Source organism: Arthrobacter sp. NPDC093128, assembly GCF_040683875.1.
In the GTDB taxonomy this organism is placed as follows: Bacteria; Actinomycetota; Actinomycetes; order Actinomycetales; family Micrococcaceae; genus Arthrobacter.
In genome coordinates, this window is record NZ_JBFBEY010000002.1 from 92145 (window position 1) to 108663 (window position 16519).

The following is a 16519-nucleotide window of genomic DNA, read 5'->3' on the forward strand; positions in this document are numbered from 1 at the left end:
AATCGCTTCACCATAAGGAGCATATTCATGGCGCTTATCGATGCCATCCACGCCCGCGAGATCCTCGATTCCCGTGGCAACCCGACCGTAGAAGTTGAAGTTCTGCTGTCCGACGGCCAGATCGGCCGCGCAGCAGTCCCCTCCGGTGCTTCCACCGGCGAACACGAGGCCGTTGAACTCCGCGACGGAGACAAGGGACGCTACCTCGGCAAGGGCGTCCAGAAGGCCGTTGACGCTGTCATCGACCAGATCGCTCCGGCCCTGACCGGCTTCGACGCCACCGACCAGCGCAGCATCGACCAGGCCATGATCGACCTGGACGGCACCGCGAACAAGGGCAAGCTCGGCGCCAACGCCATCCTGGGTGTTTCCCTGGCCGTGGCCAATGCCGCTGCAGCTTCGGCTGACCTGCCGCTGTACAAGTACCTCGGCGGCCCCAACGCGCACGTCCTGCCGGTTCCGCTGATGAACATCCTCAACGGTGGCTCGCACGCCGACTCCGACGTGGACATCCAGGAATTCATGATTGTCCCGATCGGCGCCGAGACCTTCTCCGAGGGCCTGCGCTGGGGCGTTGAGGTCTACCACAACCTCAAGTCCGTCCTGCAGGCCAAGGGCCTCTCCACCGGCCTCGGCGACGAGGGCGGCTTCGCTCCGAACCTGCCGTCCAACCGTGCCGCCCTGGACCTGATCCAGGAAGCCATCAAGAACGCCGGCTACACCCCGGGCAAGGACATCGCCCTGGCACTGGACGTTGCCTCCTCCGAGTTCTTCAAGGACGGCGCCTACCAGTTCGAAGGCAAGGCACTTTCCGCCACCGAGATGAGCGCCTACTACGCCGAGCTCGTGGCGGACTACCCGCTGGTTTCCATCGAGGACCCGCTGGATGAAAACGACTGGGAAGGCTGGAAGACCCTCACCGACTCCATCGGCGACAAGGTCCAGCTCGTGGGCGACGACCTGTTCGTCACCAACCCGGCCATCCTGCAGCGCGGCATCGACACCAAGACCGCCAACTCGCTCCTGGTCAAGGTCAACCAGATCGGCTCCCTGACCGAGACGCTGGATGCAGTGTCGCTGGCCCAGCGTGCCGGCTACACCACCATCACCTCGCACCGCTCCGGCGAAACCGAGGACACCACGATTGCTGACATCTCCGTTGCCACCAACGCGGGCCAGATCAAGACCGGTGCCCCGGCACGCTCCGAGCGCGTTGCCAAGTACAACCAGCTGCTGCGCATCGAAGAGGAACTCGACGACGCCGCACGCTACGCCGGACGCAGCGCATTCCCGCGTTTCAAGGGCTAGCCTCCAAAAAAACAGCTGACCGGTGGCTATGGTTGAAAGACCATGGCCACCGGTTCTGTTTGTGCCAAGGACCGGTTCGCGGCCAGAACTGAGCACAGCACGGACCATTCATTACAGGAGTGTCATGGCCACCCGCCGTCCCAAGGTTCCCCGGGCTACGCCCGCGGCGCGTCAGTCCAAGGACGCCGACGACGGCGCTGAAGTCATCCGCGCGGATTTCGGCGCGACGCGGCACCTGCCCGCCGCCGAGGCCAAGCCGCCCGCTGCACCCGGTAAAGCCACCACGGCAGGCCGCCTGGGGGCGTCGGTCAAAGCCGGGGTTGCTGCCGGCAAGCAGGCCGCGGGCCGTCCGTCCGGCAGCCAGTCACCGGGCCAATCCACCCGGGCGTCCGGGACAAATGCCTCGGACAACCAGGATCCCGTCCCCGCCAAGGCCTTTTCCGGACGGATGCTTGCCCTGGCCGTGGTCATGATTGCCATCACCATCATGCTTGCCCCCACGGTCAAGATCTTCATCGACAAACGGGCCGAGATCGCCGCGCTTGAGGCGGATATTGCGGCACGGCAAGCCGAACGGGACAACCTGAAACTCCAGGTCTCCCGCTGGCAGGATCCGAACTACGTGAAACAGCAGGCCCGCGACCGCATTAACATGGTTATGCCGGGAGAAACCGGCTACTGGGTGTTTGGCAGCGATCTGCCGGCCGGGACCGCCAGTGGCCAGGCCGGTACAGGATCAGCTGAGGACCCGGCCAACCTGCCATGGGTGGACTCGCTTTGGGAGTCCATCAGGCGTTCGGCAACAGACTAGAGGCGGTGCCCTCCGCCGGCTGTCCCACGGGTCAGCCTCCAAGGGCAGGAAGGCGGCCGCGCCAGTGGACCAGCATGCAGTGGGCGAAAATGCCCTGGACGGGAACCCCGTGGAGGAAGGCGCCGCAAGCGTGTCGGCTTTCAGCCACCCGTCTGCCCGTGACCTGGACGTCCTGAGCCGCCAGTTGGGGCGTCCGGTACGCGACGTCGTCGAAATCCCGGCCCGCTGCGTCTGCGGTAACCCCTTGGTCGCGGCGACGTCACCCCGGCTCAGCAACGGAACACCGTTCCCCACCACGTTCTACCTGACCCACCCGGTCATTACGTCGGCCGTGTCCCGCCTCGAAGCCGCCGGCCTGATGAACCGGATGAACGAGCGCCTCTCCGCAGACTCCGGCCTCGCCGCGGACTACCGCGCGGCACACGAGGCCTATCTCGTGTCCCGGGCGGAGATTGGCGAGCGGTCAGGCATTGGCGCCGTCCCCGAGATCGACGGTATCTCCGCCGGCGGGATGCCCGCCCGTGTGAAGTGCCTCCACGTCCTGGTGGGCCATTCCCTCGCTGCCGGCCCGGGAGTCAACCCGCTGGGCGATGAAGCCGTTGCCGCCATCAGCGAATGGTGGACAGCGGACCGCTGCTATTGCGACGGCGCCTGGGACACCGGGGGAGAGGCGCCCTCAAAGGACCTCAGCCGCCACGGGCCGCAGGGACTTCCGGACATCGTGGGCCGCGCGGCGCCCGTACGCAACACCCAGCGGCACGCTGACGAGACCACCGAAGACTCCACGGAGGCCGCCAAGTGACCCGGGTTGCCGCCATCGACTGCGGAACCAATTCGATCCGACTCCTGATCGCGGACGTGGACGGAAACGGCAGCAGTTCCACGCTCACGGACGTCGTGCGTGAAATGCGTGTGGTCCGGCTGGGCCAGGGCGTGGACGCAACAGGCGAACTGGCACAGGAGGCCCTCGACCGGACCTTTGCGGCAACATCCGACTACGCCGGACTTATCCGTGAGCACGGAGCCGGGAAGGTCCGCTTCGTTGCCACCTCCGCCACCCGCGACGCCCGCAACCGGAAGGTGTTCGTGGACGGCATCCGCGAGATCCTCGGCGTGGAACCCGAAGTCATTACAGGCGACGAGGAAGCCGCGCTTTCCTTCGCCGGCGCCAGCAGCGTGCTTCCGTCCCGGGGCGCCGCCCCCGTGCTCGTGGTGGACCTTGGCGGCGGAAGCACCGAATTTGTCCTCGGCGACGCCAGCGGCGTCATTGCGGCCAAATCAGTGGACGTCGGCTGCGTCCGGATGACGGAACGCCACCTTCGTAACGACCCGCCGTCGGCGGAGCAGATCGCTGCGGCGGAGGCCGACGTCGACGCCGCCATCAGCGAGGCGGGACTGGCCGTTCCGCTGGACCGCACCACCGCCGTCGTCGGCGTGGCAGGGTCGGTCACCACCATTACCGCCCATGCGCTGCGGCTGCCGGAATACTCGCCCGGGATCATCCACGGCACGGAACTTCCCCTCGGCACTTTTGGCGAAGCCTGCACGGATCTCCTTGAGATGTCCAAGGCCGATCGTGCCGGACTGCCGTACATGCACCCTGGCCGGGTGGACGTTATCGGCGCCGGCGGCCTGGTCTGGCGCCGTGTCTTGGAGCGCCTGGCCGAGGTGACGGAGGGCAGGATCACTTCGGCAGTGGCCAGTGAACACGATATTCTCGACGGAATTGCCCTGAGCATCAGCTAATGACTTCGCCTGTAGAGCCGATTGGACCCGAATGACCAGAGCAACAACCCGCTGGGGCCGGACGGCCTCCGCCGTGACTGCGATGGCCCTTGCCGCAGGAAGCCTGGCGACGTCGCTGATCGCGGCGCCGGAAGCCCGTGCCGATTCATGGCGGGACAAGCAATACTGGCTGGCCGAGTCCGGCATCACCAAGGCGTGGGAGGTCTCCAAGGGCGCCAACGTCAAGGTGGCTGTCATCGACAGCGGCGTGGACGCCAAGCACCCGGACCTGAAGGGCGTGGTTGTTGGGGGAAGCGACGCTTCCGGGGCCGGCAGCGCCGACGGGCAGAAGAGCATCGGTTCAAAGCCGGAGCACGGCACGCTGGTGGCAACGATGCTGGCCGGCCGCGGCCACCAGCCGCCGAAGTCCACCGCCAGTCCCGGTGCCAAACCGGCACCCGGCCCGGACGGCATCGTGGGCGTCGCCCCCGAGGCGCAGATCCTCTCGGTTTCCACCTGGCTTGGGTCTTCGAATCCCGGCGGGAAGAGCGACCAGGAACAGATTCCCGCCGCCGTCCGCTGGGCGGTCGACAACGGCGCCCGCGTGATCAACATTTCGCTGGGCAGCACCTCGCCGGAGTGGCCGCAGAGCTGGGACGCGGCGTTCCTCTACGCCGAACAAAAGGACGTGGTCATCGTTGCCGCTGCCGGCAACCGCGTGGGCGGCAACGTACAGGTGGGGGCGCCGGCAACCATTCCCGGCGTCCTGACGGTGGCAGGGCTGGACCGCAAGGGTGCTGCCAGTGTGGACGCCTCATCCCAGGGCATCAGTATCGGCGTGGCGGCGCCGGCGGAAAACCTGATCGGAGGCATGCCCGGCGGCGATTATGCGGAATGGGCCGGCACCTCCGGTTCCACGCCCATCGTGTCCGGCGTGGCGGCGCTGATCCGCTCCAAATGGCCGGAAATGACAGCCAGCCAGGTCATCAACAGGATTGTCACCACGGCCAAGGACGCCGGTGCGCCGGGCAAGGACCCCATCTACGGTTATGGCGTGCTCAACGCCGAGGCGGCGCTGAAGGACGACGTGCCGGAAACCAAGGTGAACCCGCTGGGCACCGTAGCTGACTGGATCAGGGTCCACCGCCGCGGCGAGCCCGCCGCCAGCACACCCGCTGTAGCACCCGGGGACAGCCCTACGAGTGCCCCGCCCACGCTTCCCGCCGCCACGATACCCGTGGCCGAGGCCCCGTCCCGGCTGGACAGTGCCGTGCCGGCGATGGTGGTCATCGGCTTCGGACTGCTGTTCGCGGCCATCGTCGCAGGTGCCGCATTCCAGCTTCGACGGGCATCCCGTAATCCCCGGCGCGTGCGCGACGAGCCCGAGACCGGAGTGCTGGACGCGGTGGACTCCGGCGGAACGTAACGGCCGGCCAGTAGTTAGTGAAGATTTTCACAAACTACTGTATTCTTAAATCATGGCAACAACCCCACAGCTCCAGGACCGTCCCAGGGTACTCGTCGTCGGCGGCGGGTACGTCGGCCTGTACGTAGCCCTCAAACTGCAGAACAAGATCGCGAATGCCGGTGGCATCGTCACTGTCGTTGATCCGCTGCCCTACATGACTTACCAGCCCTTCCTGCCGGAAGTAGCCGGCGGAAACATTGAGGCGCGCCACGCTGTCGTCTCCCACCGCCAGCACCTGAAGCAGACGGAACTCATCCAGGGCCGCGTCACGTCGATCGACCACGCGAACCGGACAGCCGTGGTTGCCCCGTCCGACGGCGGCCCGAACTTTGAGGTGCCGTACTTCGACGTCGTCATTGCCGCTGGCGCCATTACCCGCACCTTCCCGATCAAGGGCCTGGCGGACAAGGGCATCGGCCTCAAGACAATCGAGGAAGCCGTTGCACTCCGCAACAAGGTCCTCGAGCGGATCGAAGCCGGTTCCACCATCACCGATCCCGCAGCACGCGCCCGTGCCCTCACCTTCGTGGTGGTTGGCGGCGGCTTCGCCGGCATCGAGTGCATCACCGAGATGGAAGACCTCGCCCGCGCGGCAGTCAAGAACAACCCCCGCGTCAAGCAGGAGGAAGTCCGCTTCGTCCTGGTTGAAGCCATGGGCCGCATCATGCCCGAGGTTACGGCCAAGCAGGCCGACTGGGTCGTTGAGCACCTGCGCAGCCGCGGCATCGAGGTGCTGCTGAACACCTCGCTGGACAGCGCCGAGGGCTCCCTGAAGCTCATCAACCTTCCGGACAAGACCCCGGCACAGGAATTCGAAGCAGACACTCTCGTCTGGACTGCCGGTGTGCAGGCCAACCCGATGGTCCGCTCCACCGACTTCCCGCTAGAGCCGCGCGGACGCGTCCGCGTCCTTCCGGACCTGCGCGTCGCGGGTGATGAAGGCATCATCGAGAACGCCTGGGCTGCCGGCGACATCGCCGCCGTGCCGGACCTCACGGGCAGCGGCCTGCCGGACGGTACCTGCGTACCGAACGCGCAGCACGCCCTTCGCCAGGCCAAGCGCCTCGCCAAGAACCTGTGGGCCTCCCGCTGGGACAAGGAGCTCAAGGACTACAAGCACAAGAACCTGGGCGCCGTTGCCGGTTTCGGCGAATGGAAGGGCGTTGCCAACATCAACCTCCTGGGCCGCATCGGCCTCAAGGGCCCCCTGGCCTGGCTGGCGCACCGTGGCTACCACGGAATGGCCATGCCCACGGTTGAGCGCAAGATCCGCGTCATCTTCGGCTGGATCCTCTCCTTCATCATGGGCCGTGACACCACGCAGCTGATCGACCTGGACAACCCGCGCGGCGCATTCGTCGCCGCCGCCGCTCCGGCACCCAAGCCGGCTGCAGCTCCAGCCGCACCGGCCGCTGAAAAGCCGGCGGAGTCCGGCAGCGCCGGAAGCAACAGCCAGCAGAAGCAGACCGTGTCGGCTGACAACAAGTAGCAGGCGAAAGCCGTCGACGGCGGCCGTTCCCCCGGGGGAACGGCCGCCGTTGCTGTTTAATGGCCCCATGACTGGTGAAAAGGACATCCGGACCCTCTTGGCATCCATCCACCCCATCCTGCGGGAGGGTGAGTATGTCTACGCCCTCTGGCCGTACGGCAGGCCGCTTGTTGCCGGCATCGAAGCCGCGGTCCGGGAGGCGGAAGGCCTCACGGTGGTGCTGCCGCGGGCGGAGGCGGACAAGCTGGAGCTTCCCTACGACTTTGTTGCCGCGTGGATCACGCTCGAGGTGCATTCATCCCTCGAAGCCATTGGGCTCACGGCCGCCGTCAGCGCGGCGCTCACGGACGCCCGCATCAGCTGCAACGTCCTGGCCGGATTCCACCACGATCATCTCCTGGTTCCGGTGGCCGACGCAGACCGTGCCCTGGAGATACTCCACGAACTTGCGGCCGAAAGCTCGGACCAGCCTGCGCCCGAACTTGTCCTGCGCAGTGAGCGGCCGGAGGACAGGCCGGCCATCCTGGAGCTGACGGCGGCGGCCTTCTCGGTCTCGCCGGTGACCGGGCTCCCCGTTGAAGGCGAACCCGTTGAAGTCGGGCTGCTGAAGGAACTCTTCGACTGCGAGGAGTACCTGCCCCAGTTCAGCATCGTTGCCGAACAGGCAGGCGAAGTGGTGGGCCATGTCATCAGCACCCGGGGTTGGGTGGGTGACCTCGAGCTGCTGGGCCTTGGCCCCATCGGAGTGGTGCCCCGGCTGCAGCGCCACGGGATCGGCTCCGCACTCATGCAGGAAACCGTGTCGCGTGCCAACGCCGCGGGGGAGAGGGGGATTGCCTTGCTGGGCGGTCCGGAGTATTACTCCCGTTTCGGATTCGTGCCGTCGGTCTCCCTGGGCATCGAACCGCCGGAGCGGTGGGGTGAACACTTCCAGCTGCTCCCGCTGGCCGTTTGGCCCGGAGGTGTCCATGGAAGGTTCCGGTATGCCGGGCCCTTCGAACGGCTCTGACGGGATACCATTGACCGGGCGCCCCAGTAGCCCAATTGGCAGAGGCAGCGGACTTAAAATCCGCGTGTTGTGGGTTCGAGTCCCACCTGGGGTACTTTCCTTTTCTTGACGCGCCGTCCTTGTGTGCGCCCTCCTCCGGCGGGATCATGCCGCTTTCCTGCACGTCAGCATCGTGGTTTCCCATATGCAACGACTGTTATAAGGATGTGACCATAGTCACTTATGTTCGCGTGAAAATTGCACTAGCTTGAAGTTGAATCAGGAACACCTGGTAATTCGCATCAAAGGCCGTTCGCACCTTTCGATCGAGGAGACTCTAAATGATTTCACTCCCCCAGGCGGCGCCCCGAGTCGCTAAGCTGACAGCGCTTAGCATCGGCGTCGCCCTTCTGGCTACGGCCTGTGGCGGCTCGTCCACCCCGGGTTCGACAGGCTCCACCACCCCGGCAGCCTCTGGCATTGCGTGCCCGGCGCCCAGCGCCAGCGGCGGCGCCACCACCGCGCCAGGTGCCGGCGGCTCGGTTCCCGCCTCGACCACCACCACCGAAACACCGCTCAAGATTGGTTCGCTCCTGCCGACAACGGGGTCGCTGGCGTTCCTCGGCCCGCCCGAAATTGCCGGCGTCAACCTTGGCATCAAGGAAGTCAATGACGCAGGCGGCGTACTGGGCAAGCCCGTTGAGGTGATCCACCGCGACTCCGGCGACACCAAGACGGATATCGCCACGCAGTCCACCACGGCGCTGCTCGGCAGCGGCGTCAGCGCCGTCATCGGTGCTGCTTCATCTGGTGTTTCCAAGACAGTCATCAACCAGATCACCGGTGCAGGCGTAATCCAGTTCTCGCCGGCGAACACGTCCCCTGACTTCACCACCTGGGATGACAAGGGCCTCTACTGGCGCACGGCTCCCTCGGACGTGCTGCAGGGCAAGGTCCTCGGCAACTACATGGCGACCTGTGGCGCACAGACCGTGGGCATGATCGTCCTGAACGATGCGTACGGCACCGGCCTGGCGAAGAACGTCAAGGAAGCCTTTGAAGCTGCCGGCGGCAAGGTTGTTGCCGAGGAACTCTTCAACGAAGGTGACTCGCAGTTCAGCAGCCAGGTGGACAAGGTCATTGCCTCCAAGCCCGACGCCATTGCCCTGATCACCTTCGACCAGGCCAAGAGCATCGTTCCCCTGATGACCGGCAAGGGCATCAAGGCGACCCAGATGTTCATGGTGGACGGCAACACGTCGGACTACAGCAAGGACTTCCAGGCCGGCACGCTGAAAGGCGCCCAGGGCACCATCCCCGGCACGTTCGCCAAGGATGACTTCAAGAAGAAGCTGCTGGCCATTGACCCGGCCCTGAAGGACTACAGCTACGCAGGCGAGTCCTACGACGCCGTCAACCTGGTCGCCCTGGCAGCCGAGGCCGCCAAGAGCACCAAGGGCACTGACATCGCCAAGCAGCTCAAGGCAGTCTCCGAAGCCGGCGAGAAGTGCACCGACTTCGCATCATGCGTCACGCTGCTCCGCAACGGCAAGGACATCGACTACGACGGCCAGTCCGGCCCGGTGACCTTCTCCGACGCCGGTGACCCGACGGAAGCCTACATCGGCATCTACGAGTACCAGGATGACAACACCTACAAGCCGTCCAAGGAAGAATTCGGCAAGCTGTAAAGCCGCCTCAACCCAGACAGCACGAAAGCCCCCGTCCAGCCGGACGGGGGCTTTCTGTTGCGTAAGCCTGGCTGTGCGTCGGCCACGCGCGCAGGCGCCGAGCAAGGACCTCCGGAGGCGCCCGGAGGAAGCCCCGCGGGGCGACCGGCGCAGCGGGACGCATTGGGGTACGCAGAAGGGCCGCCACCATGCGGTGACGGCCCTTCTGCAGCTCCTGGCGGCGGCTTAGACTTCGTCCGCCAAGGTGCCGAGGTAGAGCTGGATGACCTTGGGATCCTTCATGAGCTCACGGCCGGTGCCCGTGTACGCGTCTTTGCCCTGGTCCAGCACGTAGGCCCGGTCGCAGATCTGCAGGCACCGGCGGGCGTTCTGCTCCACCATGATCACCGAAACACCGGCCCGGTTGATCTCGTGGACCCGCAGGAAGGTCTCGTCCTGCTTGACGGGGGAGAGGCCGGCCGACGGCTCGTCGAGCAGCAGGACGGCGGGCTCCATCATCAGTGCACGTCCCATGGCCACCATCTGGCGTTCACCGCCGGAGAGTGAGCCGGCCCGCTGGGCGCGACGCTTGGCGAGCTCAGGGAACAGGCTGGCGACGAACTCGAACCGTTCGGCGAAATCCTTGGGCCGCTGGAACATGCCCATCTGCATGTTCTCCTCAATGGTCAAGGTCGCGAACACATTGTTGTTTTGCGGGACGAAGCCCACGCCCTTGGACACCAGTTTGTTGGCCTTGAGCCCGGTGATGTCCTGGCCCCGGACTACAACAGAGCCCGAGTGCACCTTCACCAGGCCGAACATCGCCTTCAACAGCGTGGACTTGCCGGCGCCGTTGGGGCCGATGATGCCGATCAGCTCGCCTTTGCGGGCTTCGATGCTGCAGCCGTTGAGGATGTTGACGCCGGGAATGTAGCCCGCCACCAGGTTGGTGACCTTGACGACCGCTTGTTCCGCTGCGGCCGGTGTGGCGGCCGCAGCCGCGCTGGTGGCACTCATTCGGTCTCCTTCTTCCTGGATTCGGTCTCATCGCTCTCGGCAGCAACAACGTCGATGGCAATGATGCCGGCGTCTTCGGTGCCGACGATCGACTCCTCGTCGGCTACCAGTTCGGCTGCCAGCTCCTTGATGCCTTCAGCGTCGCCCAGGTCCACGTCGTGGTGGGCGCCCAGGTATGCGTCGATCACCGCGGGGTTCTTCATGACGTCGACCGGCGGGCCTTCGGCAACGATCTTGCCTTCGGCCATGACCACTACCCAGTCGGCAATGTGGCGCACCATGTTCATGTCGTGCTCCACGAAAAGCACGGTCATGCCTTCCGCTTTGAGGTTCTTGATGTGGTCCAGGAGGGACTGGGTCAGAGCCGGGTTGACGCCTGCCATGGGCTCGTCCAGCATGACCAGCTTGGGCCTGACCATCAGCGAACGCGCCATTTCAAGGAGCTTGCGCTGGCCTCCGGACAGCGACGCCGCGTAGTCGTCCTTCTTCGCGTCCAGCTTGAACTTCGCCAGCAGAACGTTCGCCTGGGCGGTGATCTCCTTTTCCCGGCCGCCCCACAGGCCCTTGAACAGGGCCTTTGAGAGCCGCTCACCGGGCTGCTCCGAGCCGCCCAGCCGCATGTTTTCCATCACGGTGAGTTTGCCCATGACCTTGGTCAGCTGGAACGTGCGGACCATCCCCATCCGGGCCACCTTATAGGGGGAGACGCCGGCGAGGCTGTTGCCTTCGAACTGCCACTTGCCCGAGTTCGGCATGTCGAACCCGGTAAGGAGGTTGAACAGCGTGGTTTTGCCTGCACCGTTGGGTCCGATGAGGGCGGTGATCTTGTGCCGCGGGATCTCGAGGTACTCGACGTCGACCGCGTTGATGCCGCCGAAGCTGCGGGTCACGTTTTCGGCCACGACGATGGGGTCCCGCTTCTTGCAGCCGGGAGCCGTTTCCCCTGCAGCGATCGGCCGGGAGTCCGTCATGTAGTCGATTTTTTCGGTATTGCCTTGTGTTGGCACATTGAGTTGTTCGCTCATGCGAATGCCAGCTCCTTCTTGTTGCCAAAGACACCCTGTGGCCGGAAGATCATCAGCAGCATCAGTGCGACACCCACGAGGATGTAGCGCAGCTGGCCGGCCTGGACGGTGTTCAGCCAGGTCACGGCGCCGGATTCAATCAGGCCGTAGAGGATGCCCTGGGTAAGCGACAGCACCACCCAGAAAATCATGGCGCCGACCACCGGGCCCAGCACCGTCCCGAGACCGCCCAGCAGCAGGCAGGTGTAGAGGAAGAATGTCAGCTCGGTGCCGTAGTTGGCAGGCTGGACAGCGCCGCGGGGGAGCGTGAAGATCATGCCGGCCAGGGCGCCGAGAACGCCGCCGATGACCAGGGCCTGCATCTTGTAGGCGTACACGTTCTTGCCGAGTGAGCGGACGGCGTTTTCGTCCTCGCGGATGCCCTTGAGGACGCGTCCCCACGGACTCCGCATCAGGAGCCATACCAGCGTGCAGCAGACGATCACAAGTCCCCACCCGACTACACGGATGAAGAAGTCCCTGTTGTTCATGCCGAGGTAAGAGCCTTCGGGGAACGGGTTCATGGAATAGAACCCGCCTTCGAAGGCGGCCAGGCCGTTGGCGGAACCGGTCACGGAGGTCAGCTGGTTGGTGGTGACGATGTAGCGGACGATTTCCGCTGCCGCGATGGTGACGATGGCCAGGTAATCGGCGCGCAGGCGCAGGGTTGGTATACCCAGGAGCAGCGCGAAGATCGCCGAGCAGACGATGGCGATGAGCAGGCCGATGAAGAACGGCACGCCGAAGCTCAGGGTGGAGATGGCGAACCCGTAGGCGCCCACCGCCATGAAGCCGGCCTGGCCGAAGTTCAGCAGGCCGGAGTAGCCGAAGTGAACGGCGAGGCCGAGGGCGGCAAGCGCGTACGCCGCCGTCGTCGGGCTGAACAGTTCACCGGCAGCGCTGGAGAAAATAAATCCGAAGTCCATGGCTGTCTCCTAACCCACGCGCTCGCGACGGCCGAGGATGCCCTGTGGCCGGAACAAGAGGACAACAATCATGATGAACAGTGCTCCCACGTATTTGAGGTCGGCTGCAAGGCCGAACACGGTGGTCAGCTCCACAAAGATGCCGACGATAACGGATCCGATCAGTGCACCGAAGACGGTGCCCAGACCGCCAAGGGTCACACCCGCGAAGATGAGCAGCAGGATCTGTGAACCCATGTCGAACGTAACGCCCGGCCGGTAATAGGCCCAGAGGATACCGCCGAGGGATGCCAGCATGCCGCCGGCGACCCAGACAATCCGGATCACGTTGTCGACGTCGATGCCGGAGGCTGCGGCGAGGGCGGGGTTGTCGGCGACGGCACGCGTGGCCTTGCCCAGCCGGGTCTTCAGCAGGATGATGCCGATCATGGCGATGACGACGGCACTGATGATGAGCGACCACAGATTGTTGGGCGAGATGGATACGGGCCCGATCTGGATCTCGGTGCTTTGTGCGTACGGCAACTGCTGGGTGGATCCGCCGAAGTAGAACTGTATGACGTAGCGGACCGCCAGTGCGAGTCCGATGCTGACGATCATCATCGGCACCAGGCCGGTCCCGCGGCGGCGCAGCGGCTTCCACAGGCCGGCGTCCTGGACGTAGCCGAACAGACCGCCGCCCAGCAGGGCCAGGATGATCGCCAGCCAGAACGGAAGGCTCATGGCGTTAAAGGCGAAGACCAGGACCGCGCCGAAGGTGACCATTTCGCCATGGGCAAAGTTGGTGAGGCCCGTGGTTCCAAAAATCAGCGAGAGTCCGACGGAGGCCAGCGCCAGCAAAAGGCCGAAGCTGAGACCGGCCACGAGCCTGTTGAGCAGGTTCTGGCCGAAGTCCTGTTGCTGGACGACGATGCCTTTGCCGAAGGCGAAGATCACGGAGAGATTGGAAGTCTGGCTGAAGGTGACGTTGCGGGGATTTTCCTGGCCGTCGGCGAGCTTGATGCCTTCGGGGAGGGTGGATTCGTCCAGTTCCACTTCATAGGTGCCCTGGACCGGGACTCCGATGGTCCAGGAACCGTTGGCGCCTGATTTTGCGGTCCCGGTGAAATCGCCGCTTTTGGCGGTGATCGTAACGTCAGCGATAGGGGCGCGGGCATCGTCCCGCAGGAAGCCGCTGATGCTGTTTTGGAACTGCTGGTTCGACGGGGATGGTGTCGGCGAGGGGGTGGTGGCCTGCGATGCCGGGGCAACGACGAGCAGAATTGCGACGACGGCGGCGAAAATAGCTCCCACAGCCTTCAGCAATCCGCCGCGCCGTCTGTGCGACAGGCCTCTCGGTGTGCTTCTCAAAATGAAAACCTCCACATGGGGGTGGTCTGGGTTGCGCCTTTACAACCACTGCGAACGGAGCAGGAGACCGATCGTGGCGCCAAATATGCGGTAGACAAACCGAATATCTTGTGATGTTGGTCACCCTGCTTGGGCTTATGTTACAGCCAGCAGGCACCAAAGAAGCCCCGTGTAGGCACGCCTAAGATAGCGATCGGATAACAACCGTGAAGCCCAGCCTGAGAATTAATTCAGTTCAGCTAAAGAAAACTTTTGTTGAGTCTGCGTGTTCCTAAACAGTCGTCCCGCCTGCCGGGCGTGGGGCCGGACCGGGGAAACCTCCTCAGGCGGCAGTGGCCCATGTCACGGTTGGGTTTCGGGTGCCCCCGCGGGGGAACTATCCCTGCCGCCCGTACGTGGAAATTGGTACCTTGAACTATAAGGATCACCACCTACCCCCTTTATTTGGAGGACACCCGCAATGGCACTTGGCGGAAACCCGATCTTCAACGGAAAGAATTTCCGTGGAGCCACCCAGGCACCGCCTGTTCCGCAGGCTCAGTACGGCCAGAACCCCTACGGTCAGCAGTACGGCCAGGCCCCTGGCCGCGCCCCCGGCCAGGTCATGGACGCGCAGGGCGGCTGGATGGCCCAGCAGCAGAACATGACCCATGATCAGCTGCAGCAGATGTACAACCAGCCGGCAGCCGGCCCGGCCGAAACCGGGCGGATGACTTTTGACGACGTCATCATCAAGACGGCCGCGTGCCTCGGCGTGCTGATCGCCGGTGCGGCTGTGACGCTGTTTGTGAGCATGCCGCTGGCCTCGCTGCTGATGATCGTCGGCGCACTGGGCGGCTTCGTCCTGGCGCTCGTCAACACCTTCAAGAAGCAGCCGTCGCCGGCGCTGATCCTGGCGTACGCGGGGCTGGAAGGACTCTTCCTCGGCGGACTGACCCGCGTCCTGGACACGATGTACCCGGGAGTCGGCCTGCAGGCCGTTATCGGCACGCTGTCCGTCTTCGCGGTGACGCTGCTCCTGTTCAAGAGCGGCAAGGTTCGCGCCACGCCCAAGGCCATGAAGTTCTTCCTGATCGCCATGGTCGGCTACGCCCTGTTCTCCGTGGTGAACCTGGTCATGATGATGACGGGCCTGACGACTGAACCGTTCGGCCTGCGCAGTGGAATTATTGGCGTTGCCATCGGCATCCTGGCGATCGGCCTGGCCGCGTTCTCGCTGGTCATGGACTTCACCAGCATCGATGAAGGTGTCCGCAACGGAGCCCCGGAACGGTTCTCCTGGACCGCAGCTTTCGGCCTCACTGTCACCCTGGTCTGGCTGTACGTGGAGATCATCCGCCTGTTGGCGATCCTCCGCGGCGACGACTAGGACCCACGCCGGCGAACGTCGTCGTGCTGTTGCTGAAAAGGCCCCGCCAAACGGCGGGGCCTTTTCCTTTGGTGGCGAGTTTCCCTTCGGCCTAGCTAAGCCGCTCGAACACCACTGCCATTCCCTGGCCGCCACCAACGCAGAGTGTGGCGAGCCCGAGCGTGGCGTCGCGCTCCCGGAGTCCGTTCAGCAGTGTGGTGGTCATGCGGGCTCCGGTCATGCCGAACGGGTGCCCGAGGGCAATGGCCCCGCCGTGGACGTTGAGCCGTGCATGGTCGATGCCGAGTTCACGTGCGCTGGCCACCACCTGCACAGCGAAAGCCTCGTTGAGTTCCACGAGGTCGATGTCCCCGATGGCCAGCCGCGCCCGCTCCAGTGCCACCCGCGTGGCTTCCACGGGGCCCATGCCCATGAGTTCGGGGGAGAGGGCGCTGACGCCCGTGGACACAATCCGTGCCAGCGGCTCCAGTCCGAGCTCACGGGCCCGGTCAGCGCTCATCACCACCACGGCGGCCGCCCCGTCATTCAGTGGACACGCGTTGCCGGCGGTCACCGTCCCCTCGCTGCGGAACACGGGCTGGAGCGCGGCAACTGCCTCGAGGGTGACTCCGGGGCGCGGGGAGTCGTCCAGCGCCACGACCGTGCCGTCGCGGCGGGTGTACGGGGTGATCTCGCGGGCAAAGAATCCCGAGGCTATGGCAGCCTCCGCACGGTTCTGGCTCAGGACCGCCCAGGCATCCTGCTCGGCCCGGCTGATCCCGTAGGTGGTGGCAACGTTTTCCGCGGTCTGTCCCATTGCGATGTAGATGTCCGGCATGCGCCCGCCCAGCCGCGGGTCGGTCCAGGGCGTGTTGGATGCGGCCCGCGCCTCGGTACGCCGCCGTGCTGAGTCGAAGAGCGGGTTGTGCGTGCCGGCGTCGGTTTCGCCCGCGCCGGCCCAGTTGGGATACCGGGACACGGCCTCGACGCCGGCAGCCACGAACGCGTCACCTTCGCCCGCCCTGATGGCATGGAAGGCCATGCGGATGGTCTGCAGACTGGAGGCGCAGAACCGGTTGATGGTGGCGGCCGGAACGCCGTCCAGGCCGGCGAGGATGGTGACCACCCTGGCCATGTTTGAGCCCGCTTCACCGCTCGGTTCGGCGCAGCCCAGGTAGAGGTCGTCCAGGCCCCTGCCGTCCGTGCCGTGCGGATCGAAGGAGGGGATTTTGTCCAGCGCGGCCGTGACCATCGCCGCGGCCAGGTCATCCGGCCGCTCGTCCTTCAGGGACCCCTTGAAAGCGCGTCCGATAGGGCTTCTGGCGGCGGAAACAATGACAGCTTCTGACATGCGC

General features: G+C 65.1%; 14 protein-coding genes and 1 tRNA gene. 10 read left to right on the plus strand and 5 right to left on the minus strand.

Annotated elements, in window-relative coordinates; translation table 11 throughout:
* The first annotated feature begins 27 nt into the window (after positions 1-27).
* The 9 genes from eno to AB0N24_RS02480 all read left to right on the plus strand — a co-directional run bounded on the left by eno (position 28) and on the right by AB0N24_RS02480 (position 9480).
* Entirely contained in the window at positions 28-1308 is a 1281-nt protein-coding gene (eno, locus tag AB0N24_RS02440; RefSeq protein WP_104172754.1) for a phosphopyruvate hydratase, read from the plus strand.
* 124 nt (positions 1309-1432) lie between these two features.
* On the plus strand, positions 1433-2119 hold the full coding sequence (locus tag AB0N24_RS02445; RefSeq protein WP_364119957.1) for a septum formation initiator family protein: 687 nt from the start codon (positions 1433-1435) through the stop codon (positions 2117-2119).
* Positions 2120-2249: 130 nt separating this feature from the next.
* The gene (locus AB0N24_RS02450) at positions 2250-2921 is read left to right on the plus strand and encodes a DUF501 domain-containing protein (protein WP_364120614.1); all 672 of its coding nucleotides are present in this window, start codon (positions 2250-2252) and stop codon (positions 2919-2921) included.
* The gene (locus tag AB0N24_RS02455; RefSeq protein ID WP_364119960.1) at positions 2918-3865 is read left to right on the plus strand and encodes a Ppx/GppA phosphatase family protein; all 948 of its coding nucleotides are present in this window, start codon (positions 2918-2920) and stop codon (positions 3863-3865) included. Before AB0N24_RS02450 ends, AB0N24_RS02455 begins: the two co-directional genes overlap by 4 nt.
* A gap of 31 nt (positions 3866-3896) precedes the next feature.
* Complete coding sequence (locus tag AB0N24_RS02460) at positions 3897-5270, plus strand: S8 family serine peptidase (RefSeq protein WP_364119962.1); 1374 nt, start codon at positions 3897-3899, stop codon at positions 5268-5270.
* Between the two features lie 52 nt (positions 5271-5322).
* Entirely contained in the window at positions 5323-6801 is a 1479-nt protein-coding gene (locus AB0N24_RS02465; RefSeq protein WP_364119965.1) for an FAD-dependent oxidoreductase, read from the plus strand.
* 67 nt (positions 6802-6868) lie between these two features.
* A complete protein-coding gene (locus AB0N24_RS02470) occupies positions 6869-7810 on the plus strand; it encodes an N-acetyltransferase (protein ID WP_364119968.1) in 942 nt (313 codons plus the stop codon).
* Positions 7811-7830: 20 nt separating this feature from the next.
* Positions 7831-7904, plus strand: a tRNA-Leu gene (locus tag AB0N24_RS02475).
* Between the two features lie 226 nt (positions 7905-8130).
* Complete coding sequence (locus AB0N24_RS02480) at positions 8131-9480, plus strand: ABC transporter substrate-binding protein (RefSeq protein ID WP_364119971.1); 1350 nt, start codon at positions 8131-8133, stop codon at positions 9478-9480.
* Between the two features lie 225 nt (positions 9481-9705).
* Here the strand turns inward: AB0N24_RS02480 and AB0N24_RS02485 are convergent, their stop codons facing one another.
* The 4 genes from AB0N24_RS02485 to AB0N24_RS02500 are packed head-to-tail and all read right to left on the minus strand — an operon-like array spanning position 9706 to position 13759.
* On the minus strand, positions 9706-10476 hold the full coding sequence (locus AB0N24_RS02485) for an ABC transporter ATP-binding protein (protein WP_364119974.1): 771 nt from the start codon (positions 10474-10476) through the stop codon (positions 9706-9708).
* Positions 10473-11501 (minus strand): ABC transporter ATP-binding protein, encoded by a 1029-nt coding sequence (locus AB0N24_RS02490; RefSeq protein WP_364119977.1) that lies wholly within the window; start codon positions 11499-11501, stop codon positions 10473-10475. The genes AB0N24_RS02485 and AB0N24_RS02490 overlap by 4 nt, the downstream gene beginning before the upstream one ends.
* Positions 11498-12466, minus strand: a complete 969-nt coding sequence (locus AB0N24_RS02495; protein WP_364119980.1) for a branched-chain amino acid ABC transporter permease — start codon at positions 12464-12466, stop codon at positions 11498-11500. Before AB0N24_RS02495 ends, AB0N24_RS02490 begins: the two co-directional genes overlap by 4 nt.
* A gap of 9 nt (positions 12467-12475) precedes the next feature.
* A complete protein-coding gene (locus AB0N24_RS02500) occupies positions 12476-13759 on the minus strand; it encodes a branched-chain amino acid ABC transporter permease (RefSeq protein ID WP_364119983.1) in 1284 nt (427 codons plus the stop codon).
* 517 nt (positions 13760-14276) lie between these two features.
* Here AB0N24_RS02500 and AB0N24_RS02505 point away from each other — a divergent pair.
* Positions 14277-15185: a Bax inhibitor-1/YccA family protein gene (locus AB0N24_RS02505; RefSeq protein WP_364119986.1), complete on the plus strand. Its 909-nt coding sequence runs from the start codon at positions 14277-14279 to the stop codon at positions 15183-15185.
* A gap of 91 nt (positions 15186-15276) precedes the next feature.
* Here AB0N24_RS02505 and AB0N24_RS02510 read toward each other — a convergent pair whose 3' ends face one another.
* On the minus strand, positions 15277-16515 hold the full coding sequence (locus tag AB0N24_RS02510; RefSeq protein ID WP_364119989.1) for an acetyl-CoA C-acetyltransferase: 1239 nt from the start codon (positions 16513-16515) through the stop codon (positions 15277-15279).
* Positions 16516-16519 lie beyond the last annotated feature (4 nt).